Source organism: Streptomyces sp. BR1, from assembly GCF_052373795.1.
Taxonomy (GTDB): Bacteria; Actinomycetota; Actinomycetes; order Streptomycetales; family Streptomycetaceae; genus Streptomyces.
In genome coordinates this window covers 5,710,987-5,735,455 of record NZ_CM126252.1, presented here as the reverse complement: position 1 = coordinate 5,735,455, position 24,469 = coordinate 5,710,987, and the positions used below count along the sequence as shown (strand labels likewise).

The following is a 24,469-nucleotide window of genomic DNA, read 5'->3' as shown; positions in this document are numbered from 1 at the left end:
CCCGTGGCGTCCCTGACGTACGACCTGACCCTCGCCGGGCTCACGGTCGGCAGCGCGGCCGCCCTCACCGGCATGGGCCTCGTCGTCACCTTCCGGACGACCGGCGTGCTCAATCTGGCGCACGGCGCGATCGCCATGGTGTGCGCCTATGTACTGCGCCAGTTGGTCGTCGACTGGCACTGGCCGCTCGTGCTCGCGGCCATCGTGACCCTGGTGGTGATCGCCCCGGCCATCGGCGTGCTGCTCGACGTGCTGGTCTTCCGCCGACTCTCGGTCGAGGGCAACGACCCCACCCGGACCCTGGTCGCCTCGATCGGTGTGTTCGTGCTGCTCGTCGGCGGCGCCGCGCTGATCTGGGGCCCGGGCGCGCGGCCCGACGCCCCGGCGCTGGTCACGGACGAGCCGTGGGGCCAGCTGGCGGTGGTCGCGGCGCTCGCCGCACTGGTGGTGACGGTGACCCGCTGGACGCGGTTCGGCGGCGAGGTGCGCGCGGTCGTCGACAACCGCGAACTGGCCGCGCTCGGCGGCATCGACACGGACCGGGTGGCGTCGGTGGGCTGGGCGTTCGGCGCGTTCACGGCGGGACTCACGGGCGTCCTGCTCGCGCCTTACGTACGACTCGACCCGTACGGGCTGCCCCTGCTCGTCGTCGAGGTCATCGCGGTCGCGGTGATCGCCAGGATGCGCAGTGTCGTGGTCGCGGTGGCTGCGGCGCTGCTGATCGGCGTCGCCCAGGCCCAGCTGACCCGGCTGCACCCGTCGGGCCGCGCCGAACCGCTGGTCCAGGCGGTGGGGGCGAACCTGTTCGTGGTGGCGCTGCTGGTGGCCGCGTTGGTGCTGCCGGGGGTCGGCGGACGGGACGCGCTGTCGCGTACGACGGTGGCTGCGGTGCGGATACCGTCGGTCGCCTGGCTGGTGGCGGGCGTACTGTTCCTGCTGCCGCTCGGCTTCGCGGGCTCGGATCTGCACACCTCCGTGCAGGTCCCGGCGCTGGCGATCATCCTGCTGTCGCTGGTCGTGGTGACCGGCCGGGGCGGCCAGATCTCGCTGGGCCAGACGGCGTACGCCGGTCTGGGCGCGCTCTTCACGGCGTGGCTCGCGCGGTCGGTGCCGGAGCTGGTCGCGCTGGGTGTCGCGGTGGTCCTGGTCGCCCCGCTCGGCCTGCTGACCGGCCGACCTGCGATCCGCCGGCACGGCCTGGCGCTGGCTCTGGCGACGCTCGCGGTCGGCGTCGCCGCGAGCCGTTTCGTCTTCGCCCAGCCGTACGCCACCTCGGGCCTGACCGTGTCGCGCCCGGCGGGTCTGAGCGACGACCGCGCGTACTACAGCGTCGAACTCGCCCTGCTGCTCTGCTCGTTGCTCGCGGTCGCCGCGCTGCGCCGGGGGCGCCCGGGCCGTGCGCTGGCGGCCATGCGCGACCACGAGGAGGGCGCGGCGGCCTCGGGCGTGCCCGTTCCCGCGCTCAAGCTCCTCGCGTTCGTCACCGGCGCCGCGCTGGCCGCGCTCGGCGGCGGGCTGCTCTCGATGGGGCTGCGCACCTTCGATCCCGGCGCATACGACCCGGTGCGCGGGCTGCTCTGGTTCGCGGCGGTGGTGGTCCTGGGCGCCGACAACCCGCTGGGCGCGCTCGCCGGGGCGGCGCTCCTGGTCGGCCTGGACGCGGGCACGCAGGGCGGGGTGGCGGCGGCCGTCGTCGGTCTGCTCGCGCTGCTGATCGGCCGCTTCCCGCAGGTCCACGAGCTCCTTTCGCGATGGCGGCGGCCCGCGCGCGTGCAGCCTCCCCCTCCGCCGCCCCGCAAGGCGCTTCCGGCAGGCCCGCCCCCGCAGCTCACCGCGCACGGAGTACGGCTCTCGTACGGCCCGTACACCGTCCTGGCCGGGATCGACCTGACCGTGCCGCCGGGCGAGGTCACCGCGCTGATCGGCGGCAACGGGGCGGGCAAGACCACCCTGTTCCACTGCCTCTGCGGAACCCTGCGCCCCGACGCGGGCCGGGTCGTGCTCGGCGGGGACGACATCACCCGCCGCCCCGCCCACGCCCGCACCCGGCTCGGTATCGCCCGGACCTTCCAGCAGATCGCGGTGTTCCCGTCGCTGACCGTGGAGGAGAACGTACGTGTGGGGGCCGAGCAGGGCCGGGTGCGGGACCCGGCCGCCGTGGAGCAGGCGCTGCGGCTCATGGGCCTGGCGGGCGGGGTGCGGCGGCTGCCCGCGGCCGGACTGCCGACCGGCACGCTGCGCCGCGTCGAGCTCGGCCGGGCCCTCGCGGGCCGCCCGCACACCCTGCTGCTCGACGAGCCCGCGGCCGGTCTGGACGCCGCCGAGATCCGCGAACTGGCCCGGGTGCTGCGCGCGCTGGCCGCCGACGGCATGGCCGTCCTCGTCGTCGAGCACGACCTCGACCTGGTCGCGGACATCGCCGACCGGGTCCATGTGATGCGGGCGGGACGGATCGAATGAGCGCGCGGCGCGGAGGCGGGTCATGGGCGTCGAGATCGAGTTGAGCGCGGCGCGGGTGCGGTACGGGCCGCTGGAGGCGCTGCACGGGATCGACCTGGCCGTGCCCGCCCGCGCCCTCACCGTCCTGCTCGGCCGCAACGGCTCCGGGCGCACCACCGCCCTGCGCGCCCTGGCGGGCACGGTGCCGCTGACCGCCGGGCGGGTGGTGTGGCGGGGCGCCGACGTCACCCGGCTGCCCGCCCACGTACGGGCCCGGTGCGGCCTCTGCCTCGTTCCCGACACCCGGGCCGTGCACGCGGGGCTCACGGTCGCCGAGAACCTCGAACTGGCCGCCCCCGACGCCGACTTCGCGGTCGCGCTCGACGGATACCCGGAGCTGCGCCCCCTGTTCCCCCGCCGGGCGGGCACCCTGTCCGGCGGCGAGCAGCGGATGCTCGCCGTCTCGCGCGCGCTGCTGCGCGGCGCCCGCCTCGTCCTGCTCGACGAGCCCACGCAGGGCATGTCCCCGCCGGTCGCGGACCGTACGTACGACCTGCTCGCGGAGCTGGCCCGGGACGCGGCCGTCGTCGTCGCGGAACAGCGGCTGCCGCCCGGCCGGACGGCGATCGTGCATCAACTGCGGCGCGGGCGCGTGGTGTTCAGCGGCGAGAGCGCGGAGTTCGGCGACGGCCCACCGGACTGAGCCCCACCCGGCCGGACGACCGGGTGGGGCTCACGTACCTCGCCCGACCGCCTACAGCGCGAGCGTCTGCCCGGGCAGGATCAGGTCCGGGTCGGCGCCGATGACGGCCTTGTTGGCCTCGTACAGCGCCTGCCAGCCCGTGCCGTGGGCCGCCGCGATGGCCGAGAGCGTGTCGCCGTCACGCACGGTGTACTGGCCGCCGCGCGCGGAGCGGTCGGCCTGGACGGCCGGCCGCTCGGCCGAGGTGGCCCTCCTCGGCTCAGCCTGGCGCGTTTCGGCCTTGCCCGATTCCGCCTTGTGCGGCAGGGACTTGGGCGCGTGGAACGGCTTCGACACGGTCTTGGGCGCGGAGTGCTTCGGCGCCGAAGGCTTGGGCACCGAGGGCGCGTCCCCGTACGCGCCCGCGCTGACCGAGCAGGACGGCCACGCACCCCAGCCCTGCGCGTGCTGGAGCCGGGTGGCGACGGCTATCTGCTGCGCCCGGCTGGCCCCGTCGGCGGTGGACGCGTACGCCCCGCCGCCGTACGCCCGCCAGGAGCCGGCGGAGAACTGGAGCCCGCCGTAGTAGCCGTTGCCGGTGCTGATGTGCCAGTTTCCTCCGCTCTCGCACTGGGCGATGCGGTCCCACACCGCACCGTCCGCCGCGCCCGCCGGGCCGGCGGATACCGCGAGCAGGGCCAACGGTGCCGCCACCACGGCGGCTCCGATCAGCGCCGCTGTGCCACGACCGCGCCTGGAGCCGGAACGACTGGTACCAACAGACATGAAGTCCCTCTTCCGAAGGACCCGGGGTTCCCCCTGACGGCAGGGCCCTCGACGCGTCCGGCGTCTCGGTCCGTGCCGCCCCGCCCGCCGGGGTCGTGCGCTTGCCTGTGGTGCGGTCGTACGAGTCGTACTCGTTCGTGCGGCCGTACGGGGCGGGCTGCCCGGGCGGTGCTCGATGCACACGGCGTGGAATGTAGGGACCGGATCACCCTGGTATCAACCAATGCCTTGTCATTCCAGGCCAGTTGACCATTACCCAGGGTAACGGCTATTTCCAGACACCCACTTGATTGAGGGATTTCAGGATTTGTCGACCTGCTGTCGAGCTGATCTGTGACTCAGCTCACCGGGTCAACTTCCGTGCAACTGCCACCTGTTGACGTGGAGTAAGGAGTTCCGGGGGCGCGCTCACGCTGTGCGCCCGCCGGTTCGATTCCGTTCGCCTGTGGGCGTGACCCCTGCCACAGATCCGCCGTTGTCCTTTCAGGAGCCGGGAACCACCCGGCGCACGCATCCAGTAGGAGCCACCCGTGCCGCGCATGCTCGACGTCAGCGAGGACGTCCGCGCCGAGATCGGCGACGAAGAAGCCGACCGGCTGCTCGCCGGCGAGAACGCCCCGGGCAGCTACGACTGCACCTCCTGCCGCACCCCGGGCGACTCCGAGCACGAGGCGACCAGCACCGTGCTCTTCGTCGGCGACGAGACCGCCGTCCTCGCCTTCGCCCACGCCTCCTGCATCCCCTCCCAGGTCGTCCAGGTCTCCGAGGAGCAGCTCCAGGGGGCCGTGCGGTCCATCACCGGCGACGAGTTCGGCGGCGCCGCGCCCGAGCAGGCCGTGCTCGGCATCACCAGCGGCCTCATCCTCATCGAGGGCGCGCTGCACCCCGCGCTCGTCGTGGAGCCGACCGCCCCGATCGCCCGCCCCGGCTCGGGCGGCACCGTGGACGAGTTCCTGCCGCTCCTCATCGAGCAGGGCTTCGTGCCGGTCACCGAGGTCGGCCGGATGCCGTCGGTCCTCAACGGCTGGTCGGTGCTGCTCGCGATGGGCCAGCTGCACGCGATCCTCCAGCCGGGCACGGGAGGCGGCGGCAGCCCGGTCTCGTGGTGGCAGGCCCACCAGCCGCTCCAGGTGACCGAGGGCTGGCGCGCGGCCGCCAACCGCACCCAGCGCGTCCTGGTCTTCGCGGCCCCGGTCGGCTCGATCGGCCAGCAGCCCCGCGAGGACCTGCTGCGCGACGCGCTGGAGAAGGCGGCCTCCGACGGCACGCTGGTGTCGGCCGCGATGCCACTGGCGGGCACGTGAGCTGAGACGGCCCCGCACCCCGGGGCCCGGGCCTCGTAACGGGCCCGGGCCCCGGGGTGCGTTGGGGCGCCGAGCCGATTCAGCCGAGCTGTTCCGTCGGGGCGTCCGGGGTGGATTCAGCGGGGCCTTCGGGTCACCCGTTTCGCCGGTACGACGGCCGCCGCCGCGTGAGCGCCCCGCGTGCGCCGGGATGCCCCGGTGCATCCGCTCGCACGCGATATCCGCGTTTCGGCCCGCATCCGACGGCCCTCGGGGTCGTTGGCACATACGTGCACTCATACGAGCCCTCACGCCAGCCGTACCAGTCGCAGATCCCCGCCATGCGCCCCGCGCATGATCTGTTCGGCGGGCTCTCCGCCACCCCGATCTACGACGCGCTGTACTCCGAGTACCGCCGGTCCTTCCGGGCGCTGCCGGGCGATCGCAGCGGCGAGGACGACCTCGGCTTCCGCGGCTTCGCGGCCCTGGCCCACGCCGGGGCGCACGGCTTCCGCGGCGGCCACCAGCACCACGCCCAGCCGTTCCACCCGCAGGGCCCGCACCCCCAGACCGTGGCGAGCCTGACCGCGTACCCCGCGCACAGCGGTGTCACCTGGCAGATGAGCGGCATGGCCACGGGCGGCATGCCGACCGGTGTCGGCGCGGGCACCGCCCATATGACAGGGCGGCAGCACACCGGGCTCCATCAGCTCCCGGCCGCACTGCCGCCCGCCCCGCGCAGAGGGCTCTGAGGCCGTAGCCCCACAGCACCCCAGCGACGGGGTTACTTCTTCTTGTTGGCGCCGCGCTTCTCGCGCACCCGCACCGAGATGTGGATCGGGGTGCCCTCGAAGCCGAACTCCTCGCGCAGACGGCGCTCGACGAAGCGGCGGTAGCCGTGCTCCAGGAAGCCGGAGGCGAAGAGCACGAACCGCGGCGGCTTGGTGCCCGCCTGCGTACCGAACAGGATGCGCGGCTGCTTGCCGCCCCGGATCGGGTGCGGGTGGGCGGCGACGATCTCACCGAGGAAGGCGTTCAGCCGCCCAGTCGGGACGCGCGTCTCCCAGCCCGCAAGGGCGGTCTCGATCGCCGGGACCAGCTTCTCCATGTGGCGGCCGGTCAGCGCCGAGACGTTGACGCGCGGTGCCCAGGACACCTGCTGCATCTCGGTCTCGATCTCGCGCTCCAGGTAGTAGCGGCGCTCCTCGTCGAGGTCGTCCCACTTGTTGTACGCGATGACGACGGCACGGCCCGACTCGACGGCCATGGTGATGATGCGCTGGTCCTGGACGCTGATGTTCTCGGTCGCGTCGATCAGGATGACCGCGACCTCGGCCTTCTCGACGGCGGCGGCCGTGCGCAGCGAGGCGTAGTAGTCGGCGCCCTGCTGGAGGTGGACGCGCTTGCGGATGCCCGCGGTGTCGATGAACTTCCAGGTCACGCCGCCGAGCTCGATCAGCTCGTCGACCGGGTCGCGGGTGGTGCCGGCCAGCTCGTTGACGACGACGCGGTCCTCCTTCGCCACCTTGTTCAGGAGCGAGGACTTGCCGACGTTCGGGCGGCCGATGAGCGCGATACGGCGGGGGCCGCCGGGGGCGGCGGTGCCGAAGGTCTGCGCGGGCGCCTCGGGCAGCGCCTCCAGGACGGCGTCCAGCATGTCGCCGGTGCCGCGGCCGTGCAGCGAGGAGACGGGGTGCGGCATGCCGAGGCCGAGCGACCACAGCGCGGCGGCGTCCGCCTCGCCCGACTGGCCGTCCACCTTGTTGGCGCACAGCACGACGGGCTTGCCGGCCCGGCGCAGCAGCTTGACGACGGCCTCGTCGGTGTCGGTGGCGCCGACCTTGGCGTCCACGACGAAGACACACGCGTCGGCGGCCTCGATCGCGTACTCCGCCTGGGCGGCCACGGACGCGTCGATGCCGAGCACGTCCTGCTCCCAGCCGCCGGTGTCGACGACCTTGAAGCGGCGGCCCGCCCACTCCGCCTCGTAGGTGACGCGGTCGCGGGTGACACCCGGCTTGTCCTCGACGACCGCCTCGCGGCGGCCGATGATGCGGTTCACCAGGGTCGACTTGCCGACGTTCGGGCGGCCGACGACGGCGAGGACGGGCAGCGGGCCGTGGCCCGCCTCCTCGATCGCGCCCTCGACGTCCTCGATGTCGAAGCCCTCTTCCGCGGCGAGCTCCATGAACTCCGCGTACTCGGCGTCGCCAAGCGCTCCGTGGTCGTGCTGGTCGTTCATGAAGTCCGTTCCTCGTTCTGCGTCATCGATGGACCGGGCGTCCGGTCCACTACTCAAGTCTCAAGTCTCGCTCAGCGCCCGGTGAGGCGCCTGGCGTTTTCCAGGTGGCCGGTGAGCCGCTCCTGGATCCGTACGGTCGCCTCGTCCAGCGCCGTACGGGTCCGCCGTCCGCTGCCGTCCCCGGCCTGGAAGGCGTCGCCGAAGACGACGTCGACCCGGCTGCGCAGGGGCGGCAGCGCCTTTATCAGCCGCCCCGGGCGCTCGGTGCTGCCCAGGACCGCCACGGGGACGATGGGCGCCCCCGACCGTACGGCGAAGTAGGCGAGCCCGGCCCGCAGCGAGGCGAAGTCGCCGTCGCCCCGGGTGCCCTCGGGGAAGATCCCGAGCACCCCGCCGTTGTCGAGCACGGCCAGCGCGTCGGTGATCGCTGTGCGGTCGGTGGCCGCGCGGTCGACCTTCAGCTGGCCGATCCCCTCCAGGAAGGGTCCCAGAGGCCCGACGAAGGCCTCCTTCTTGATCAGGAAGTGGGTGCCGCGCGGGGCGGTGCCCATGACCATCGGGCCGTCGATGTTGTGCGAGTGGTTGACGGCGAGGATCACCGGGCCGCTCGCCGGAACCCGCCAGGAGCCGAGCACCCGGGGCTTCCACAGCCCGTACATGAGCCCGACGCCGATCCGGCGCCCGATCTCGGCGCCCCGCTCGGTGGGAGCTGTCACTTGGCGGCCTGCTTCTCCTCGATGAGGGTGACCACGCACTCGATGACCTGGTCGAGGGTGAGCTCGGTGGTGTCCACCTCGACCGCGTCGTCGGCCTTGGCCAGCGGGGAGGTCTTACGGCTGGAGTCCGCCGCGTCCCGCTTGATCAGGGCTTCCTTCGTGGTGGCCACGTCGACGCCCTTCAGCTCACCGCTGCGCCGGGCGGCACGCGCCTCCGGGGACGCGGTGAGGAACACCTTCAGGTCGGCGTCCGGCAGCACCGTCGTACCGATGTCGCGGCCCTCGACCACGATGCCCGCCTCGGCGGCGGCCGCCGTGTCCCGCTGGAGCTGGGTGATGAGCGCCCGCACCTCCGGGACGGCGCTGACCGCGCTGACCTTGGCGGTGACCTCCTGCGTACGGATCGGACCGGACGCGTCGAGGCCGTCCACCGTGATGGTCGGCGCCGAGGGGTCGGTGCCGGAGACGATGACGGGCTTGGCGGCCGCGGTGGCGATCGCCGCCGGGTCGTCGGTGTCGACGTCGTTGCTCAGCATCCACCAGGTGATCGCCCGGTACTGGGCGCCGGTGTCCAGGTAGCTCAGCCCCAGCTTGGCGGCGACCGCCTTGGAGGTGCTGGACTTGCCGGTGCCGGAAGGGCCGTCGATGGCGACGATCACAGCTGCCGGAGCGGTCCGGGCGGCGCTTTCCACGGTGACGGACACCTTCCTGGTACGGAGACGGGGTGGGCGGGCACACTTCCGCCCCGCACCAAGGTTACTGGCTCATACGTGCGGCCCGTTCCGGCGCCTACTGCCGGATCGCCCAGCCCCGCTCCCGCAGGGACGCGGTGAGGCCCGGCGCGGCGGCCGGCTCCACCATCAGCTGGACCAGACCGGCCTGCTGGGCGGTGGCGTGGTCGATGCGCACGTCCTCGATGTTGACCCCGGCCCGGCCGGCGTCCGCGAAGATCCGGGCCAGCTCGCCCGGCTGGTCGCTGATGAGCACCGCGACGACCTCGTACGCCGTGGGAGCCGCGCCGTGCTTGCCGGGCACCCGCTCGCGGCCCGCGTTGCCGCGCCGCAGTACGTCCTCGACATCGGCCGCGCCGCCGCGCCGCTTCTGCTCGTCCGAGGACTCCAGGGAGCGCAGCGCCCGTACCGTCTCGTCCAGGTCGGCGGCGATGCCGGACAGCACGTCCGCGACCGGCCCCGGGTTGGCGGAGAGGATCTCCACCCACATCCGGGGGTCGGAGGCGGCGATCCGGGTCACGTCCCGGATGCCCTGGCCGCACAGCCGTACCGCCGTCTCGTCCGCCTCCGCGAGCCGGGCCGCGACCATCGAGGAGACCAGCTGCGGGGTGTGCGAGACGAGGGCGACCGCGCGGTCGTGCGCGTCCGCGTCCATCACCACGGGCACCGCGCGGCAGAGCGCGACCAGCTCCAGGGCGAGGTTCAGCACCTCGGTGTCGGTGTCCCGGGTCGGGGTGAGCACCCAGGGGCGGCCCTCGAAGAGGTCGGCGGTGGCGGCCAGCGGACCCGAGCGCTCCTTGCCGGACATCGGGTGCGTACCGATGTACGTGGAGAGGTCGCAGCCCAGCGCCTCCAGCTCGCGGCGCGGGCCGCCCTTGACGCTGGCGACGTCTATGTACGCCCGGGCCGCGCCCGTACGGATCGCCTCGGCCAGCGTGGCCGCGACATGGGCGGGCGGCACCGCCACCACCGCCAGGTCCACCTGACCCTGGGGCGGTTCGTCCGTCCCCGCGCCGAGCGCGGCCGCGGTCCGGGCCTGGGCCGGGTCGTGGTCGACGAGGTGGACGGTGACCCCGCGCCCGGCGAGGGCGAGCGCGGCGGAGGTACCGATCAGGCCGGTACCGATGACGAGTGCGGTCCTCACTGGGCGATGTCCTTGCGACGTGCGGCGCCAAGGTGGCGTGAACTCCCTGGCCCGGGAGTCCGGACCTGAGACCTAAAGCCTAGTCAGCCCCACTGACACCCGGGCACGGCCTCCGCCGTACGGGCGGCATGGGGTAGAACGAGGGGATGATCTTCCATGTGGTCCCGCTGTCCGACTGGAACGCTGCCGGGACGGCCCCGTACGCCCCGTCCTCCCTCGCGGCCGAGGGCTTCGTGCACTGCTCCGGCGACCGCGCGACCGCGCTCGCGATCGCGGACGCGTGCTACGGGGACGAGTCGGCCCCGCTCCTGGTCCTATCCATCGACGAGGCCGCGCTGGGCGCCGAGGTCCGCTGGGAGGGCCGGGACGACGCCTTCCCGCATGTGTACGGCCCGATCGAGCGGGCGGCGGTCACGGGCGTCGAACAGCTGCACCGGGCCGCGGGGAAGTGGACCGCGCCATAACAGTGGACCCCGCCCTGACGAGGGCTGGGCCATACGGCGTACGCCACGCGCGCGTCGCCGCCGTCGCGGCGGGGGTGCACCAAGATGGCACCCCATGGAGACGGCAACCACCCGCCGCGCGGTGCTCGCGGCGGCCGCGGGCTCGGCCGCGCTGGCGGGCTGCGGCAAGAGCGACAACACGAGCGGCGGAACGGGCAGTACGCAGCAGGGAGCCGGGGGCGGTGGCGTACTGGCGAAGACGTCCGACATCCCGGTGGGCGGCGGGAAGGTCTTCGCGGCCGAGAAGGTCGTGGTGACCCAGCCGGAGTCCGGCACCTTCAAGGCGTTCTCGGCGATCTGCACCCACATGGGCTGCACGGTGAAGGACGTCTCGAACGGCACGATCAACTGCCCCTGCCACGGCAGCAAGTACCGCGTGGCCGACGCCTCGGTGGCGTCCGGCCCGGCCCCGCGCCCGCTCCCGTCCGAGCGCATCACGGTCGAAAACAACTCGATCCGCCTGGCCTGACCGGCCACAACGCCCGACCTGCCCGACCTGCCCGACCTGCCCGACCTGCCCGACCTGCTCGTCCGTCTGGAGTGCCTGCACTCACCGCTCGTCGAGCGGATCGACGACACCAGCCGGGAACTTCTCGCCCTGCGCGAGGCGTTCCTCTCCCGACGGGCCCACGAGACGTTCACGGGCTACGCGGTGAGCCAACACCGGAAGCTGGAGGCGGACGTCCGGGTGCACGGCGCGCCGCGCTGGAAGCACGCCATGCACCTCCTGCGCCTGCTGACAAGCTGCCGCGATCTGCTGCGCACCGGCGCCCTCACGATCGACGTCGGCGACGAGCGCGACCGTCTGCCGGCCGTCAGGCGCGGCGAAGTGCCGTGGCCGCAGGTCGAGTCCTGGATGACCCGGCTGGCCGAGGAGTGCGGGCGGGCGGCGGACCGCACTCCCCTGCCGGCCGAGCCGGACCGCACCCGGGTGGCGGACTTCCTGTTCCGGGTGCGGCGCGAGTCGGCGCTCACGCGTCCCAGAGCGCTCCAAGGGCGATGAGCTCACCGCGGTACTCGATCCGCTCCGCCCACTCCTTCGGCCAGGCGGCAACGCCCAGGTGGGCGCCCGCGAACGCGCCCGCGAGGCAGGCGATGGAGTCCGAGTCGCCCTTGGTGCAGGCGGCCCGGCGCAGCGCCGTGAGCGGCTCGGCGGGGAAGAGCAGGAAGCAGACCAGTGCGGTGGCCAGCGCCTCCTCGGCGATCCAGCCGTCCCCGGTCTCCAGGCACGGGTCGGTCTCCGGCGACGGGTTGTGCAGCGCCTTGAGAACCCGGTCGAGCGCGTCCAGGCACTCGTCCCAGCCGCGCGCCATGAAGGCCGCCGGACTCTCGTCGTGCGCGTGCGTCCACAGGTCGCCCAGCCACCGGTCGTGGTAGCGGGTGCGGTTCTCGTACGCGTAGGAGCGCAGCTGGCCGACCAGGCCCACCGGGTCGGCGCCCTGGGCGAGCAGGAAGACCGCGCGGGCGGTCAGATCGCTCGCCGCCAGCGCCGTCGGGTGGCCGTGGGTGAGCGCCGCCTGGAGCTGGGCCGCCCCCGCCCGCTGCTCCTCGCTCAGCCCCGGCGCCAGACCTACGGGCGCGACCCGCATGTTCGCGCCGCAGCCCTTGGAGCCGACCTGGCTCGCCTGCTGCCAGGGCCGTTCGCTGTCGAGGAGCTGGCAGGCGACCAGGCAGGTGCGCCCGGGCGCCCGGTTGTTCTCCGGGGAGTGGTACCAGTCCACGAACTCCTCGCGCACCGGCCGCTCCAGGCGGCGCGGGCCGAGCAGACCGCGGTCCATGGCGGCCCGTATGCCCCGACCGACCGCCAGCGTCATCTGGGTGTCGTCGGTGACGATCGCGGGCTTGGGCAGCCGCATCCCGCGCCACGGGCCGCACTTGGCCAGGATCGCGGGCACGTCGCTGAACTCGGTCGGGAAGCCGAGGGCGTCCCCGAGCGCGAGTCCGATCAGCGACCCGGTGGCCGCCTGTTTGGCTCGACTGTTCATGAGGGTCGTCCTTCCGGGCGCAGTAGCGGCGGGTGCAGCGCGGTCGCCACGCCCGCCCGGTACAGCGCGGCCGGCTTGCCCCGGCCGCCGGTCAGACGCGCGGCGCCCGCCACCGGCTCCACGAAGCCGGGGGTGGCGAGGACCTTGCGTCGGAAGTTGGGCCGGTCCAGGGCGGTGCCCCAGACCGTCTCGTAGACCTGTTGCAGCTCGCCGAGGGTGAACTCGGGCGGGCAGAAGGCCGTGGCGAGGCAGCTGTATTCGAGCTTGGCGCCGACGCGGTCGCGCGCGTCGGCGAGGATCCGCTCGTGGTCGAAGGCGAGAGTTCCGTACGTGCCGAAGGGCACCCACTGCGCGTGCGCCGCGTCCCCGCCGCCGCGCGGCTCGGGCAGGTCCGGCACCAGGGCGGTGTACGCGACCGACACCACCCGCATCCGGGGGTCGCGGTCCGGGTCGCTGTACGTCCGCAGCTGCTCCAGATGCAGGCCCGCCACGACCGGATCGCTGAGCCCGGTCTCCTCGGCCAGCTCGCGCCGCGCCGCCTGCCCCGCGCTCTCCCGGGGCAGCACGAACCCGCCCGGCAGCGCCCATTCGCCCTTGTACGGCTCCTCGCCGCGCCGGATGAGCAGTACATGCAGCCCGCCGTCCCGGACCGTCCAGACCGCGAGGTCGACGGTGACCGCGAACGGCACGAAGGCGTACGGGTCGTAGCCCTCCGGCACCCTGGCCGCGCTCGCCATCACCCACCGCCTCCAACAGCTTTATAGTCATCATGACTATAAAGCTGTCGCGGGGGCGCGCACAACCGGCGCGCGCGGACAGCACGAAGCCCGGCCCCCATGGATCGGGGACCGGGCTTCGTCGAGCAGCGGCTACTGGACGCCTTACAGGCCGACCTCGCGCATCAGCATGCCCACCTCGGTGTTGGTGAGGCGGCGCAGCCAGCCGGACTTCTGGTCGCCGAGCGCGATCGGGCCGAAGGAGACCCGGACGAGCTTCTCCACCGGGAAGCCCGCCTCGGCCATCATGCGGCGCACGATGTGCTTGCGGCCCTCGTGGAGCTCGATCTCGACCAGGTAGTTCTTGCCGGTCTGCTGGACGACCCGGAACGCGTCCGCGCGCGCGTAGCCGTCCTCCAGCTGGATGCCCTCCTTGAGCCGCTTGCCGATCTCGCGCGGCAGCGGACCGGTGATGGCCGCCAGGTAGGTCTTCTTCACGCCGTACTTGGGGTGGGTCAGACGGTGGGCCAGCTCGCCGTGGTTGGTGAGCAGGATGATGCCCTCGGTCTCGGTGTCGAGACGACCCACGTGGAAGAGCCGCGTCTCGCGGTTCGTCACGTAGTCGCCGAGGCACTGACGGCCGTCCGGGTCCTCCATCGTGGAGACGACACCGGCCGGCTTGTTGAGCGCGAAGAACAGGTACGACTGGGTGGCGACGGTCAGGCCGTCCACCTTGATCTCGTCCTTCTCCGGGTCGACCCGGAGGCCCTGCTCAAGGACGATCTCGCCGTTGACCTCGACACGGGCCTGCTCGATCAGCTCCTCGCAGGCGCGCCGCGAGCCCATACCGGCCCGGGCGAGCACCTTCTGCAGCCGCTCGCCCTCCTGCTCGGCGCCCGGGAAGGTCTTGGGGGTCTTGATCTGCGGCTTGTCCGCGTACCGGTCGCGGTTGCGCTGCTCGATCTTCGCGTCGAGCTCACGCGGGCGGGACTGGCCCATCCGCTGGCCGTGCGGGCCACGGCGGACCGGGGTGCCGCCCTGCGGCGCCTTGGGGCCGCCCTTGGCGCCACCGCGCGCGGACGCGCCGCGCCCGCTGCGGGGGGCGTCGCCGCCTACGTCGTACGTGCGCTCCTCGGGGCGCGGCGGGCGCTGCTTGCCGCTGCCGCTCTGGCGCGGGCCGCCGCCCTGGCGCTGGCCACCACCCTGGCGCTGGCCGTCCCGGCCGCCGCCGGCGCCGCCCCGGCCACCGCCACCGCCGCTGCTGCCGCGGCCGCCGCTGTTGCCACCACGGCTCCCGCCGTTGTTTCCGCTGCTGTTCCTGCCGCTGCTTCGCATCAAAGTTCCGTCTTGTCGTCTCCGTGGGTTTCCGGGGCGTCCAGCGCGTCCGGATCGAACGACGGCACACCTTCCAGCGTCTCGGCCTCGATCGCGTCCGCCTCGGGGAGGAAGGGCGCGAGCTCCGGGAGCTCGTCCAGGCCGCGCAGGCCCATCCGCTCCAGAAAGTAGTTCGTCGTCCTGTACAGGATCGCACCTGTTTCGGGTTCCGTCCCCGCCTCGTCCACCAGACCCCGCTGGAGGAGGGTCCGCATGACGCCGTCGCAGTTGACCCCGCGTACGGCCGAGACCCGCGAACGGCTCACCGGCTGGCGGTACGCGACGACCGCCAGGGTCTCCAGGGCCGCCTGGGTGAGCCGCGCCTGCTGGCCGTCCAGGACGAACCCCTCGACGGCCTCCGCGTACTCCGCACGGCTGTAGAACCGCCAGCCGCCCGCCACGAGCCGCAGCTCGAAGCCGCGCCCCTGGACGGTGTACTCGTCCGCCAGCTCCCGCAGCGCGTCCGCGACGGCCCGCCGGGGCCGGTCGAGGACCTTCGCCAGGTGCTCCTCGGTGGCGGGCTCGTCGACGACCATCAGGACGGCTTCGAGGGCGGGCTTGAGCGCGACCTGCTCCGCTGCGCCGTCCTCCTCCGGTACGCCGTTCACGCGCTCTCCACCTCCACGACTTGGTCGAACTCGTCCGTGACGGCCGGCTGGTCCCCGTCGCCCCCGCTCCATCGCACCACGAGCTCCCCCAGCGCCTCGTCCTGGTCCAGGACGACCGCCTTCTCCCGGTAGAGCTCCAGCAGGGCGAGGAAGCGGGCGACGACGGTGAGGGTGTCGGCCGCGTCCAGCGTCAGCTCCCGGAAGCTGACGTCCCCGCGCTCTCGAAGCATCGCCACGACGACGGCTGCCTGCTCCCGTACGGAGACGAGCGGCGCGTGGATGTGATCGACGTACACCTGCGGCTTGGCCTTCGGCTGCATCGCCTTGACCGCGAGCTTGGCGAACCCCTCGGCGCCGATGCTGATGACGACCTCGGGCAGCAGCTCGGCGTGGTGCGCCTCAAGTCCGACGGTACGGGGGTAGCGGCGCGCCTCGTCGTCGAGCCGCGCGCTGAAGATGTCCGCGATGCGCTTGTACGCGCGGTACTGGAGCAGCCGCGCGAACAGCAGGTCCCGCGCCTCAAGGAGCGCGAGATCGCCCTCGTCCTCGACCTCGGCGACGGGCAGCAGCCGAGCGGCCTTGAGGTCGAGGAGGGTGGCCGCGACGACCAGGAACTCGGTGGTCTGATCGAGATCCCAGTCCGGCCCCATGGCCCGGATGTGCGCCATGAACTCATCGGTCACCTTCGACAGCGCGACCTCGGTCACGTCCATCTTGTGCTTCGAGATGAGCTGAAGCAGCAGATCGAAGGGCCCTTCGAAGTTGGCCAGCCGAACGGTGAACCGCCCGTCGCCGACCTCGGGCCGCGCCTCCGGGGGCGCAGCCTCCGAGGGGGTGCGGGGGCGCAGCCCCGCCGGGGGGTCCGGGGGCGGAGCCTCCGGGAGAACGTCTTCCTCCACCACTCCCCCGGCCGCCCGGCAAGGGCTTTCGGGAAGGGGCGGGGTGGGGGAAATCCCCGGTCCCCGCCCCAGCGCACGGCGAGCCCCCCGCGCAGCGGGAACGTTCGGGTCGTCGGCGGTGGGCAAGAGGCGGTCCAGGGGGTGCGGAGCGGGCGGTACAAGGCGCGGCGGGCCGCACGGCGCAGGCTAGTGCTACCGGCCCCGCAGACGCCGTACGAGAATGCTCGCGTCGCCCCGCGACTCCAGATCGGCCAGGACCACCGCGACGGCCTCGCGCACAATACGGCCGCGGTCGACCGCGAGCCCGTGCTCCCCGCGCAGGACCAGGCGCGCGTGCTCCAGGTCCATCAGCTCCTCCGCGGAGACGTACACCGTGATCTTCTCGTCGTGCCGCTCACGGCCGCTGGGGCGCCGGTTGGCCGCCCGGGCCCGCCGCCGCTGCTGCGCGGTGCTGGAGGCGGCGGGAGCGGCCGGACGGGCCCCCTTGGCGGCCTCGGCGGGCGCAGCCGTGCGGCTGCGCGGCTCGGCCGAGGCCGACTCCTCCTCGGCCGCCGAGTGCTCGGACGCGGACTCGCCCGCCCCGGCGTCGCTCTCGCCCGCCGGACCCGGTACCCGCGCCTCGCCGTTGGTCCGCCTCGGGGCGGAGGACTGGAGCGCCATCCCTCCGGTCGTACGGAACAGTTCGTCGGCCCCGGGCAGACTCACTCGGCGTGACACCGGGCGAGCACCTCCCTGGCGAGCTGGCGGTAGGCGGCGGCGCCGACGGAGTTGGACGCGTACGTGGTGATGGGCTCGCCCGCGACCGTGGTCTCCGGGAAGCGCACCGTGCGGCCGATCACCGTGTGGTACACGTGGTCGTCGAAGGCCTCGACCACGCGGGCCAGGACCTCGCGGCTGTGCACCGTGCGCGAGTCGTACATCGTCGCGAGGATGCCGTCGAGCTCCAGGTCGGGGTTGAGCCGCTCCTGGACCTTCTCGATCGTCTCGGTCAGCAGGGCGACACCGCGCAGCGCGAAGAACTCGCACTCCAGCGGCACGATCACCTTGTGAGCCGCCGTCAGGGCGTTGACGGTGAGCAGGCCGAGCGAGGGCTGACAGTCGATCACGATGTAGTCGTAGTCGGCCATCAGGGGCTTCAGGGCGCGCTGGAGCGTGGACTCGCGGGCCACCTCGCTCACCAACTGCACTTCGGCGGCGGAGAGGTCGATGTTGCTCGGCAGCAGGTCCATGTTGGGAACCGCGGTCTTGAGCAGGACCTCGTCGGCCGACATGCCCCGCTCCATGAGCAGGTTGTAGACCGTCAGGTCGAGCTCCATCGGGTTCACGCCCAGGCCCACCGAGAGGGCGCCCTGCGGGTCGAAGTCGACGAGCAGCACCCGGCGTCCGTACTCCGCGAGCGCGGCACCCAGGTTGATGGTCGACGTGGTCTTGCCGACGCCGCCCTTCTGGTTGCACATCGCGATGATCTTCGCGGGACCGTGGTCGGTCAGCGGACCCGGGATCGGGAAGTACGGCAGCGGCCGTCCGGTCGGGCCGATCCGCTCGCGGCGCTGGCGGGCAGCGTCGGGGGCGAGGGTGGCCGCGTACTCGGGGTCGGGCTCGTACTCGGCGTCGGGGTCGTAGAAGTGCCCCTGGGGCACCTCGTCGTAGTCGGCGAAAGCGGCGGTCTCGCGGCCGCTCTCGTTGCCGGCCATGGCGTTCACGTGTAGGCCGTCCATCATCCGTGGGGCTGTCGTCATGTGCGGGGTGGTTGCGAAGGCGCGGACCGCGACGGAGCCGACAGCCTCAGCAGGCCCCGAAGGGCCATGGCCCCGTGCGGGCATCCCTGGTTGACCACCTCCGGGAGTAAATGTCGACTCATTCACAAGTCGTCTTACCTCCTTGGAAGTGACCAGGAAACTTTATCGATAGGTCAGCGTGGCACCATGCCGACGGTTGGCGACTCTATGGCGTGTCACCGGTCCGCAGCAACACAATCCGCCGGACCCGGCCGGATGTGTCGGCAATGGAACACCACTCTGTCAAGGGCGTACAGGCGTCAGAGCGCACGTTTCGGGGGTGCGCGAAACGGTTAAACAGTTACGTTCGAGGCGAGTTGAGCGAGCCTGTCACACTCCGGTGGAAGTGTCGTGATACACACCCGGCCGGACCTTGGTCGACAAGGTCCGGCCGGGTGTGCGAGGTTGACGGCCCGCGTTGACGAACCGTTTTTTTAGAGCGTCGGATCAGCCGATCAGCGTGCTGAGCTCAAGGGTCTCCAGGCCGTGGGCCTCGGCGACCGGGCCGTAAACGACCTGGCCGTCATGGGTGTTGAGGCCCAGGGCGAGCGCCGGGTCGCGGCGCAGCGCCTCGACCCAGCCGTTGTTCGCCAGCGACACGATGTAGGGCAGCGTGGCGTTGGTGAGCGCGTACGTGGAGGTGTTCGGCACCGCGCCCGGCATGTTGGCGACGCAGTAGAAGACCGAGTTGTGGACCGTGAAGGTCGGCTCGGCGTGCGTGGTCGGACGGGAGTCCTCGAAGCAGCCGCCCTGGTCGATCGCAATGTCGACAAGGACACTTCCGGGCTTCATCTTGGCGACGAGCTCGTTGGTGACCAGCTTCGGGGCCTTGGCACCCGGGATGAGGACCGCGCCGATGACGAGGTCGGCCTCGATGACGGCCTTCTCCAGCTCGTAGGCGTTGGAGACGATCGTCTTGATCTTCGTGCCGAAGATCTTGTCGGCCTCGCGGAGCTTGTTGATGTCCTTGTCGAGCAGGGTCACGTGGAAGCCCATGCCGACGGCGATCTGCACGGCGTTCCAGCCGGAGACGCCGCCGCCGATGACCACGCACTCACCGGCGTGGGTGCCGGGGACGCCGCCGGGGAGGACGCCGCGGCCGCCGACCGAGCGCATCAGGTGGTAGGCGCCGACCTGCGGGGCGAGGCGGCCCGCGACCTCGGACATCGGGGCGAGCAGCGGCAGCGCGCGGCCCGCGGTCTCGACCGTCTCGTACGCGATGGCGGTGGTGCCGGACTCCAGGAGGGCGTCCGTGCACTCGCGGGACGCGGCGAGGTGCAGGTAGGTGAAGAGCGTCTGGTCCTTGCGGAGGCGGTGGTACTCCTCGGCGATGGGCTCCTTGACCTTCAGCAGCAGGTCGGCGGCGGCCCACACCTCGTCGGCGGTACCGAGGATCTCGGCGCCGGCGGCGACGTACTCGGCGTCCGTGATCGACGAGCCGACACCGGCGTTCTGCTCGATGACGACCTGGTGGCCGTGGCGCACCAGCTCGTGGACGCCGGCGGGGGTGATGGCCACCCGGAACTCGTTGTTCTTGACCTCGCGGGGGATACCGACCTTCACGTCGATCACGGTCCTTGGCTCAGGGGATGAAGGGGGTCTAACACGTACATACCCGGATACACAGGGGCGCACCGGGAGACACCGCAAGAAGGTGCGGCGGAGCCAGTCTAATGAAGGTTTTCCAGCTGTCTACCCTTACAAACCATTAATCTTTGGCCGAAGCGCTGCGGATTTCGCAGGCCGGAGCGTCAGCTTCACCTTCGGGTCCCAGCAGCCTCTCGGCAGCACCCCGGTGCAGCCTGGCCCCGGCGGGGTCGCCGAGCCGGTCGAGGGTGTCCGCGAGCCGGAGCTGAAGGGCCGCCTGGAGACGCAGATCACCGGCCTGCCGTGCCCACTCGACGGCCTCGCGGCAGGTGCGCAGCGACTCCTCGGGCCGCCCCGCGTACTCCTGCACCCGGGCCGCCTCGCTCAGCGCCCGCGCCTGGCCCGGCAGATCGCCGAGACGTCGGTATCCGGCCACGGCGGCGCGCCAACTGCGCAGCGCCTCGCCGTACCGGCCCGCGTAGGTGTGCACCGCGCCGAGCCGTCCGTAGAGCCGGACCTCGTCCTCGCGCTCGTCGCGCGCGAGCCGCTGGGCGAGCGCCCTGCCGTACCAGTCGGCGGCCCGCTGCCAGTCGCCGAGCTCCTGGTGGGCGCCGCCTACGGATTCCATCGCGCGGCCGGTCGCGTACGGGTCGTTGGCGGCCCGGCCCGCGTCCAGCGCCGCCCGGTAGCGCACAAGGGCGTCGGCCGTACGCCCGGTTCCCGCGTCCAGATCGCCCAGATTGAGCAGGGCCGCGGCCTTCTCGCGGTGCAGATTCCGTCGCTCGGCCACATCGAGGACCAGCTGGTGCAGCCCGTAGAGCTCGGGCGCGGCGGCCTCGGTGCCCTGGTGCGCGGCCAGCGCCCGCACCAGGGCCGCGACCAGGCGCCGGGCCAGCGTGTCCAGGTCGCCGTCCCCGACCGCGAGCCGGGCCGCCGCGAGCAGCGCGGGGCGGCGGGTGCGCAGCCACTCGGCCGCGAGCGGGGCGCTGGGGAAGCGCAGGGCGCGGGGCAGTCCGGCGAGCTTCTTGCGGGCCGGGGAGCCGTCCGGCTCGGTGACCGCGCGACAGGACTGGAGCAGCCGTACGGTCCGCTCCAGCATCCGGGCCCGGGCCAGCTGCACCTCCGCCACCCGGTCGGTCGCGGCCAGCTTCACGAGCAGCGGCGCGAGCCAGCCGGGCACCGCGTACTGGGCGGGCCGCTCGTGCGGCTCCCCCACCGTCCGGAGCAGCCCGTACGCGACGAAGTCCTCCAGCGTGTTCTGCGCCGCCGACACCGAGCACCCGGCGAGCGCCGAGGCGGTCTGGGCGTCGACGAATCCGGCCGGGGCGAGCGAGAGGAGGCGCAGCAGCCGGGCGTTGGGCTGCGGCAGCGACTCGTACACCAGGCGGAAGACGCGCACCAACGGCCGCTCGGCGACGGGGAGTTGACCGGTGAGGACGCCGCCGTCGTCGGGCAGCGCGTGCAGTCGCTTGGCCACGTCGGCGACGGCCGCCTGGGGGCGGATCGAGAGCCAGCCGCCGGCCAGCGCGAGCGCGGCGGGCTGGCCCGCGCACTCCTCGGCCAGGTTCTCGGCCGCGCGCGGGTCCACGGTGATCCGTACGGAACCCGCGAAGCTCTCCAGGAACTCCACGGACGCCTTGGGGTGGAGGCCGCCGAGGGTGCACGGGCGTACGTCCGGGATGCCGGTGAGCGGGCCGCGCGCGGTCGCGACCACCAGGCAGTCGGCGTTCTGGGGCAGCAGCGGGTCGACCTGCTCGGCGCTCGCCGCGTCGTCGAGGAGCAGCAGCACCCGGCGGTCGGCGAGGGCCTCGCGCACCAGCTGCGTCAGCTCGTCCTCGCCGCCGCCGGGCGGTACCGGCACGTCCAGTACGTCGAGGAGTTCGCGGGCCGCCCGCTCGGCGGGGACGGGGGTGCCGCCGGGCTCGGTGAGGGCGGCCCGGAGCACTCCGTCGGGGTAGTCGTCGGCGAGCTGGTGGGCCAGCTCCTCGGCGAGCGCGGTCCGGCCGGAACCGGGCCGTCCGGCGATGAGCAGCACGCGCGCGCGGGGCGACTTGCGGCCGGACAGGGTGTCGAGCCCGGCCCGCTCGACGTCCTCGCGCAGCTCCTTCAACTCCCGCTGGCGGCCGAAGAACTGACGATCACCGCACTCCTGCGGATCAGCGGCAGAGCCGCCCGAGTCCACCGCCTGATCCGTCACGGGGCCACGCTCCGTCCGCTGCGCACGAGCCTCCCCGGCGGGGCTCCGCACGGGCGTTCCGAGCGTAGTTCACCCCCTGCGACTGCCCTGGTCGAGCGCGGCTGTCAGGTCGCCCGATCGGATCAGCAGATCGTCGGACCGGCTACTTCTCGAACGGCCTCGCCGGCCACGGGGCCTCGGCCGGGCGCAGCGACTCAAGTCCCGGTCCCGACTGCGCGGCCGTCAGTGCGAGGACGCCCACCACCAGGCAGTTGTTGTGGAGCTCGCCCGCGAGCACGCCGCGTACGAGCTCGGGCAGGGGGACCCGGGCGAGCTCCATGTCGGCCTCCTCCTCGGAGACCTCGAAGCGCTCGCCCTCCGCCTCGGAGAGGTCACGGGCGAGGAAGATCCGTACGGCCTCGTCGCAGCCGCCGGGGGTGGTGTAGACGTCGGTGAGGACCCGCCAGTCCTCGGCCTTGACGTGCGCCTCCTCGTACAGCTCGCGCTGGGCGGCGTGCAGCGGGTTCTCGCCGGGCACGTCGAGGAGCCCGGCCGGGATCTCCCACAGCTTGTGGCGCACGGGGTGGCGGTACTGGCGCAGCACCAGGACCCGGCCCGCGCCGTCGAGGGCGAGGACGGCGACCGAGCCCGGGTGGACCTGGTAGTCGCGGCACGCGACCGTGCCGTCGGGCATGACCACGTCGTCGGTGCGCACGCTGGTCTTGTTGCCCTCGAACGGGGTCGTGGTGGCGACGACCCGCCACTCCTCGGGGGTGTCCTGGAGCCGCATCGATGTCCTCCCGTACAACAGAAACCGGGGTACGCGTCCGATGAAGGACCCGTACCCCGGCAACCGTATCGTCTGGTTACTTCTTGCCGGTCTTCCGCTCCACAGCGGCCTTCACCAGGCCGGCGAAGAGCGGGTGCGGGCGGGTCGGGCGGGAGCGCAGCTCCGGGTGCGCCTGGGTGGCGACCAGGTAGGGGTGCACCTCGCGCGGGTACTCGACGTACTCGACGAGCTTGTTGTCGGGGGACGTGCCCGAGAAGAGGATGCCCGCCTTCTTCTCCAGCTCCGCGCGGTAGGAGTTGTTGACCTCGTAGCGGTGGCGGTGGCGCTCCTCCACGTACGGCTGGTCGCCGTAGACCTCGCGCACGATCGAGCCCTCGGCGAGCTTCGCCGGGTACATGCCGAGCCGCATGGTGCCGCCCAGGTCGCCCGCGCCCTCGACGTACGCCAGCTGCTCCTCCATCGTCGAGATGACGGGGTGGGCGGTGGCGGCGTCGAACTCGGTGGAGTTGGCGTCCGGGATCCCGGCCAGGTTGCGCGCGGCCTCGATCACGATGCACTGCAGGCCCAGGCAGATGCCGAGCAGCGGCACCTTGTTCTCACGGGCGTACTGGATCGCGCCGATCTTGCCGTTGACACCGCGGTCGCCGAAGCCGCCGGGCACCAGGATCGCGTCCACGTCGCCGAGGTTCTTCTTGGCGCCGGCCGGGGTCTTGCAGTCGTCCGAGGTGACCCACTTGACCTTGACGCGGGCCTTGTTGGCGAAGCCGCCGGCGCGCATGGCCTCGGTGATCGAGAGGTACGCGTCCGGCAGGTCGATGTACTTGCCGACCAGCGCGACCGTGACCTCGTGCTCCGGGTTGTGGACGCGGTCCAGCAGGTCGTCCCAGGTCGTCCAGTCCACGTCGCGGAACGGCAGGTCGAGCTTGCGCACGACGTAGGCGTCCAGGCCCTCGGTGTGCAGGACCTTCGGGATGTCGTAGATCGACTTGGCGTCGATGGCGGCGACCACCGCGGCCTCGTCGACGTCGCACATCAGCGAGATCTTGCGCTTGATCGACAGCGGCACCTCGCGGTCGGCGCGCAGCACGATCGCGTCGGGCTGGATGCCGATGTTGCGCAGGGCCGCGACCGAGTGCTGGGTCGGCTTGGTCTTCAGCTCGCCGGAGGGGCCGATGTAGGGCAGCAGCGAGATGTGCACGACGAAGACGTTGTCGCGGCCGACCTCGTGGCGGACCTGGCGGACGGTCTCCAGGAACGGCAGCGACTCGATGTCGCCGACCGTGCCGCCGACCTCGGTGATGACGACGTCGACGTCGTCGGTCGCCATCCGGCGGATGCGGTGCTTGATCTCGTTGGTGATGTGCGGGATGACCTGGACGGTGTCGCCCAGGTACTCGCCGCGCCGCTCCTTGGCGATGACCTGCGAGTAGACCTGGCCGGTGGTGACGTTGGCCGAGCCGTCGAGGTCCACGTCGAGGAAGCGCTCGTAGTGGCCGATGTCCAGGTCGGTCTCGGCGCCGTCGTTGGTGACGAACACCTCGCCGTGCTGGAACGGGTTCATCGTGCCCGGGTCGACGTTCAGGTACGGGTCGAGCTTCTGCATGGTGACGCGCAGGCCGCGCGCCTTGAGGAGCGCACCCAGGCTGGAGGCAGTCAGACCCTTGCCGAGGGAAGAGGCGACACCCCCGGTGACGAAGATGTGCTTGGTCGTCGAGGACGCAGAGGATCGAGTCTGCATGGCCAAGAGGGGGCTCCCGTGGTCGCGGTCTGGAAGTGCGTGCCGGCTGCCCGGTGCCGGATCCTGTCGGGATTCCGGGGGGCGCCGTCGCTGCGGTTCGGGGGTTCTTGCACCACCCGGCCACGGGCTACCAGGGTATCAGCGAGTGCGGCTCATCGCTTCCGGCCACGCTCCGCACACCCCCCGGCAACCCTGCGTACTCCACTCACCCGGACGGCCCAGCGGCGTTGCCGGAAGGCCTCGGCGGATCACCCACGTGCGTCGTATCCTGCTCGGACACTCGCCGCCGAGC

Annotated in this window: 22 protein-coding genes and 1 pseudogene; 7 read left to right on the top strand and 16 right to left on the bottom strand. The window is 72.6% G+C overall.

All coding sequences use genetic code 11. The annotated features are described in order from the left end of the window. Nucleotides 1-3: 3 nt before the first annotated feature. Nucleotides 4-2,460 (top strand): ABC transporter permease subunit, encoded by a 2,457-nt coding sequence (locus ACT1U9_RS25035; RefSeq protein ID WP_444534899.1) that lies wholly within the window; start codon nucleotides 4-6, stop codon nucleotides 2,458-2,460. 22 nt (nucleotides 2,461-2,482) lie between these two features. Continuing rightward, a complete protein-coding gene (locus ACT1U9_RS25030) occupies nucleotides 2,483-3,142 on the top strand; it encodes an ABC transporter ATP-binding protein (protein WP_444534898.1) in 660 nt (219 codons plus the stop codon). Nucleotides 3,143-3,193: 51 nt separating this feature from the next. Here the strand turns inward: ACT1U9_RS25030 and ACT1U9_RS25025 are convergent, their stop codons facing one another. Continuing rightward, a complete protein-coding gene (locus ACT1U9_RS25025) occupies nucleotides 3,194-3,907 on the bottom strand; it encodes a transglycosylase family protein (RefSeq protein WP_444534897.1) in 714 nt (237 codons plus the stop codon). Between the two features lie 530 nt (nucleotides 3,908-4,437). Here ACT1U9_RS25025 and ACT1U9_RS25020 point away from each other — a divergent pair. Then, a complete protein-coding gene (locus ACT1U9_RS25020; protein ID WP_188275215.1) occupies nucleotides 4,438-5,211 on the top strand; it encodes a hypothetical protein in 774 nt (257 codons plus the stop codon). Nucleotides 5,212-5,531: 320 nt separating this feature from the next. Beyond that, the gene (locus tag ACT1U9_RS25015; RefSeq protein ID WP_444534896.1) at nucleotides 5,532-5,942 is read left to right on the top strand and encodes a hypothetical protein; all 411 of its coding nucleotides are present in this window, start codon (nucleotides 5,532-5,534) and stop codon (nucleotides 5,940-5,942) included. 32 nt (nucleotides 5,943-5,974) lie between these two features. Here the strand turns inward: ACT1U9_RS25015 and der are convergent, their stop codons facing one another. The 4 genes from der to ACT1U9_RS24995 all read right to left on the bottom strand — a co-directional run bounded on the left by der (nucleotide 5,975) and on the right by ACT1U9_RS24995 (nucleotide 10,023). Next, on the bottom strand, nucleotides 5,975-7,432 hold the full coding sequence (gene der / locus ACT1U9_RS25010; RefSeq protein WP_444534895.1) for a ribosome biogenesis GTPase Der: 1,458 nt from the start codon (nucleotides 7,430-7,432) through the stop codon (nucleotides 5,975-5,977). A gap of 71 nt (nucleotides 7,433-7,503) precedes the next feature. Then, entirely contained in the window at nucleotides 7,504-8,187 is a 684-nt protein-coding gene (locus tag ACT1U9_RS25005; RefSeq protein ID WP_444534894.1) for a lysophospholipid acyltransferase family protein, read from the bottom strand. Beyond that, nucleotides 8,145-8,852 carry a (d)CMP kinase gene (gene cmk / locus ACT1U9_RS25000; protein WP_444534893.1) on the bottom strand — a complete coding sequence of 236 codons (708 nt, stop codon included), beginning with the start codon at nucleotides 8,850-8,852 and terminating at the stop codon, nucleotides 8,145-8,147. The genes ACT1U9_RS25005 and cmk overlap by 43 nt, the downstream gene beginning before the upstream one ends. Before the next feature lie 85 nt (nucleotides 8,853-8,937). After that, nucleotides 8,938-10,023 carry a prephenate dehydrogenase gene (locus ACT1U9_RS24995; RefSeq protein ID WP_444534892.1) on the bottom strand — a complete coding sequence of 362 codons (1,086 nt, stop codon included), beginning with the start codon at nucleotides 10,021-10,023 and terminating at the stop codon, nucleotides 8,938-8,940. A gap of 146 nt (nucleotides 10,024-10,169) precedes the next feature. Here ACT1U9_RS24995 and ACT1U9_RS24990 point away from each other — a divergent pair, with 146 nt between their 5' ends. From ACT1U9_RS24990 to ACT1U9_RS24980, 3 genes and pseudogenes are all read left to right on the top strand, one after another. Continuing rightward, nucleotides 10,170-10,487, top strand: a complete 318-nt coding sequence (locus ACT1U9_RS24990; protein WP_444534891.1) for a DUF952 domain-containing protein — start codon at nucleotides 10,170-10,172, stop codon at nucleotides 10,485-10,487. Nucleotides 10,488-10,581: 94 nt separating this feature from the next. Next, the gene (locus tag ACT1U9_RS24985; RefSeq protein WP_444534890.1) at nucleotides 10,582-10,995 is read left to right on the top strand and encodes a Rieske (2Fe-2S) protein; all 414 of its coding nucleotides are present in this window, start codon (nucleotides 10,582-10,584) and stop codon (nucleotides 10,993-10,995) included. A gap of 66 nt (nucleotides 10,996-11,061) precedes the next feature. Beyond that, nucleotides 11,062-11,529: pseudogene (locus tag ACT1U9_RS24980) on the top strand (nucleotidyltransferase domain-containing protein); the annotation flags it as partial. On the opposite strand, the gene ACT1U9_RS24975 reads toward ACT1U9_RS24980, so the two are convergent. The 11 genes from ACT1U9_RS24975 to ACT1U9_RS24925 all read right to left on the bottom strand — a co-directional run bounded on the left by ACT1U9_RS24975 (nucleotide 11,498) and on the right by ACT1U9_RS24925 (nucleotide 24,177). Further along, nucleotides 11,498-12,511, bottom strand: a complete 1,014-nt coding sequence (locus ACT1U9_RS24975; protein WP_444534889.1) for an ADP-ribosylglycohydrolase family protein — start codon at nucleotides 12,509-12,511, stop codon at nucleotides 11,498-11,500. The pseudogene ACT1U9_RS24980 and the gene ACT1U9_RS24975 overlap by 32 nt on opposite strands. Beyond that, on the bottom strand, nucleotides 12,508-13,248 hold the full coding sequence (locus ACT1U9_RS24970; protein ID WP_444534888.1) for an NUDIX domain-containing protein: 741 nt from the start codon (nucleotides 13,246-13,248) through the stop codon (nucleotides 12,508-12,510). The genes ACT1U9_RS24975 and ACT1U9_RS24970 overlap by 4 nt, the downstream gene beginning before the upstream one ends. A gap of 144 nt (nucleotides 13,249-13,392) precedes the next feature. Next, a complete protein-coding gene (locus ACT1U9_RS24965) occupies nucleotides 13,393-14,562 on the bottom strand; it encodes a pseudouridine synthase (RefSeq protein WP_444534887.1) in 1,170 nt (389 codons plus the stop codon). Continuing rightward, complete coding sequence (scpB, locus tag ACT1U9_RS24960) at nucleotides 14,562-15,281, bottom strand: SMC-Scp complex subunit ScpB (RefSeq protein WP_444534886.1); 720 nt, start codon at nucleotides 15,279-15,281, stop codon at nucleotides 14,562-14,564. Before scpB ends, ACT1U9_RS24965 begins: the two co-directional genes overlap by 1 nt. Next, complete coding sequence (locus ACT1U9_RS24955) at nucleotides 15,206-16,234, bottom strand: segregation and condensation protein A (protein ID WP_444534885.1); 1,029 nt, start codon at nucleotides 16,232-16,234, stop codon at nucleotides 15,206-15,208. The genes scpB and ACT1U9_RS24955 overlap by 76 nt, the downstream gene beginning before the upstream one ends. Nucleotides 16,235-16,300: 66 nt before the next feature. Continuing rightward, on the bottom strand, nucleotides 16,301-16,825 hold the full coding sequence (locus ACT1U9_RS24950) for a hypothetical protein (protein ID WP_444534884.1): 525 nt from the start codon (nucleotides 16,823-16,825) through the stop codon (nucleotides 16,301-16,303). Then, nucleotides 16,810-17,931, bottom strand: a complete 1,122-nt coding sequence (locus ACT1U9_RS24945) for a ParA family protein (protein ID WP_188275230.1) — start codon at nucleotides 17,929-17,931, stop codon at nucleotides 16,810-16,812. The genes ACT1U9_RS24950 and ACT1U9_RS24945 overlap by 16 nt, the downstream gene beginning before the upstream one ends. A 402-nt stretch (nucleotides 17,932-18,333) precedes the next feature. Continuing rightward, nucleotides 18,334-19,449 carry an alanine dehydrogenase gene (ald, locus tag ACT1U9_RS24940; protein WP_444539238.1) on the bottom strand — a complete coding sequence of 372 codons (1,116 nt, stop codon included), beginning with the start codon at nucleotides 19,447-19,449 and terminating at the stop codon, nucleotides 18,334-18,336. 145 nt (nucleotides 19,450-19,594) lie between these two features. Then, entirely contained in the window at nucleotides 19,595-21,670 is a 2,076-nt protein-coding gene (locus tag ACT1U9_RS24935; RefSeq protein WP_444534883.1) for a tetratricopeptide repeat protein, read from the bottom strand. Nucleotides 21,671-21,812: 142 nt separating this feature from the next. Further along, the gene (locus ACT1U9_RS24930) at nucleotides 21,813-22,439 is read right to left on the bottom strand and encodes an NUDIX domain-containing protein (protein WP_444534882.1); all 627 of its coding nucleotides are present in this window, start codon (nucleotides 22,437-22,439) and stop codon (nucleotides 21,813-21,815) included. A gap of 76 nt (nucleotides 22,440-22,515) precedes the next feature. Beyond that, nucleotides 22,516-24,177: a CTP synthase gene (locus ACT1U9_RS24925; RefSeq protein WP_188275233.1), complete on the bottom strand. Its 1,662-nt coding sequence runs from the start codon at nucleotides 24,175-24,177 to the stop codon at nucleotides 22,516-22,518. Between the last annotated feature and the right edge of the window lie 292 nt (nucleotides 24,178-24,469).

Coding starts and splice junctions, on each gene's coding strand:
- ACT1U9_RS25025 (WP_444534897.1), bottom strand. CDS start 3,907: ATGTCTGTTGGTACCAGTCGTTCCGGCTCCAGGCGCGGTCGTGGCACA.
- ACT1U9_RS24945 (WP_188275230.1), bottom strand. CDS start 17,931: ATGCCCGCACGGGGCCATGGCCCTTCGGGGCCTGCTGAGGCTGTCGGC.
- der (WP_444534895.1), bottom strand. CDS start 7,432: ATGAACGACCAGCACGACCACGGAGCGCTTGGCGACGCCGAGTACGCG.
- ACT1U9_RS25015 (WP_444534896.1), top strand. CDS start 5,532: ATGCGCCCCGCGCATGATCTGTTCGGCGGGCTCTCCGCCACCCCGATC.
- ACT1U9_RS24975 (WP_444534889.1), bottom strand. CDS start 12,511: ATGAACAGTCGAGCCAAACAGGCGGCCACCGGGTCGCTGATCGGACTC.
- ACT1U9_RS24965 (WP_444534887.1), bottom strand. CDS start 14,562: ATGCGAAGCAGCGGCAGGAACAGCAGCGGAAACAACGGCGGGAGCCGT.
- ACT1U9_RS24925 (WP_188275233.1), bottom strand. CDS start 24,177: ATGCAGACTCGATCCTCTGCGTCCTCGACGACCAAGCACATCTTCGTC.
- ACT1U9_RS24990 (WP_444534891.1), top strand. CDS start 10,170: ATGATCTTCCATGTGGTCCCGCTGTCCGACTGGAACGCTGCCGGGACG.
- ACT1U9_RS25030 (WP_444534898.1), top strand. CDS start 2,483: ATGGGCGTCGAGATCGAGTTGAGCGCGGCGCGGGTGCGGTACGGGCCG.
- ACT1U9_RS24970 (WP_444534888.1), bottom strand. CDS start 13,248: ATGGCGAGCGCGGCCAGGGTGCCGGAGGGCTACGACCCGTACGCCTTC.
- ACT1U9_RS24930 (WP_444534882.1), bottom strand. CDS start 22,439: ATGCGGCTCCAGGACACCCCCGAGGAGTGGCGGGTCGTCGCCACCACG.
- ACT1U9_RS24985 (WP_444534890.1), top strand. CDS start 10,582: ATGGAGACGGCAACCACCCGCCGCGCGGTGCTCGCGGCGGCCGCGGGC.
- scpB (WP_444534886.1), bottom strand. CDS start 15,281: ATGGAGCGGGGGCGACGGGGACCAGCCGGCCGTCACGGACGAGTTCGA.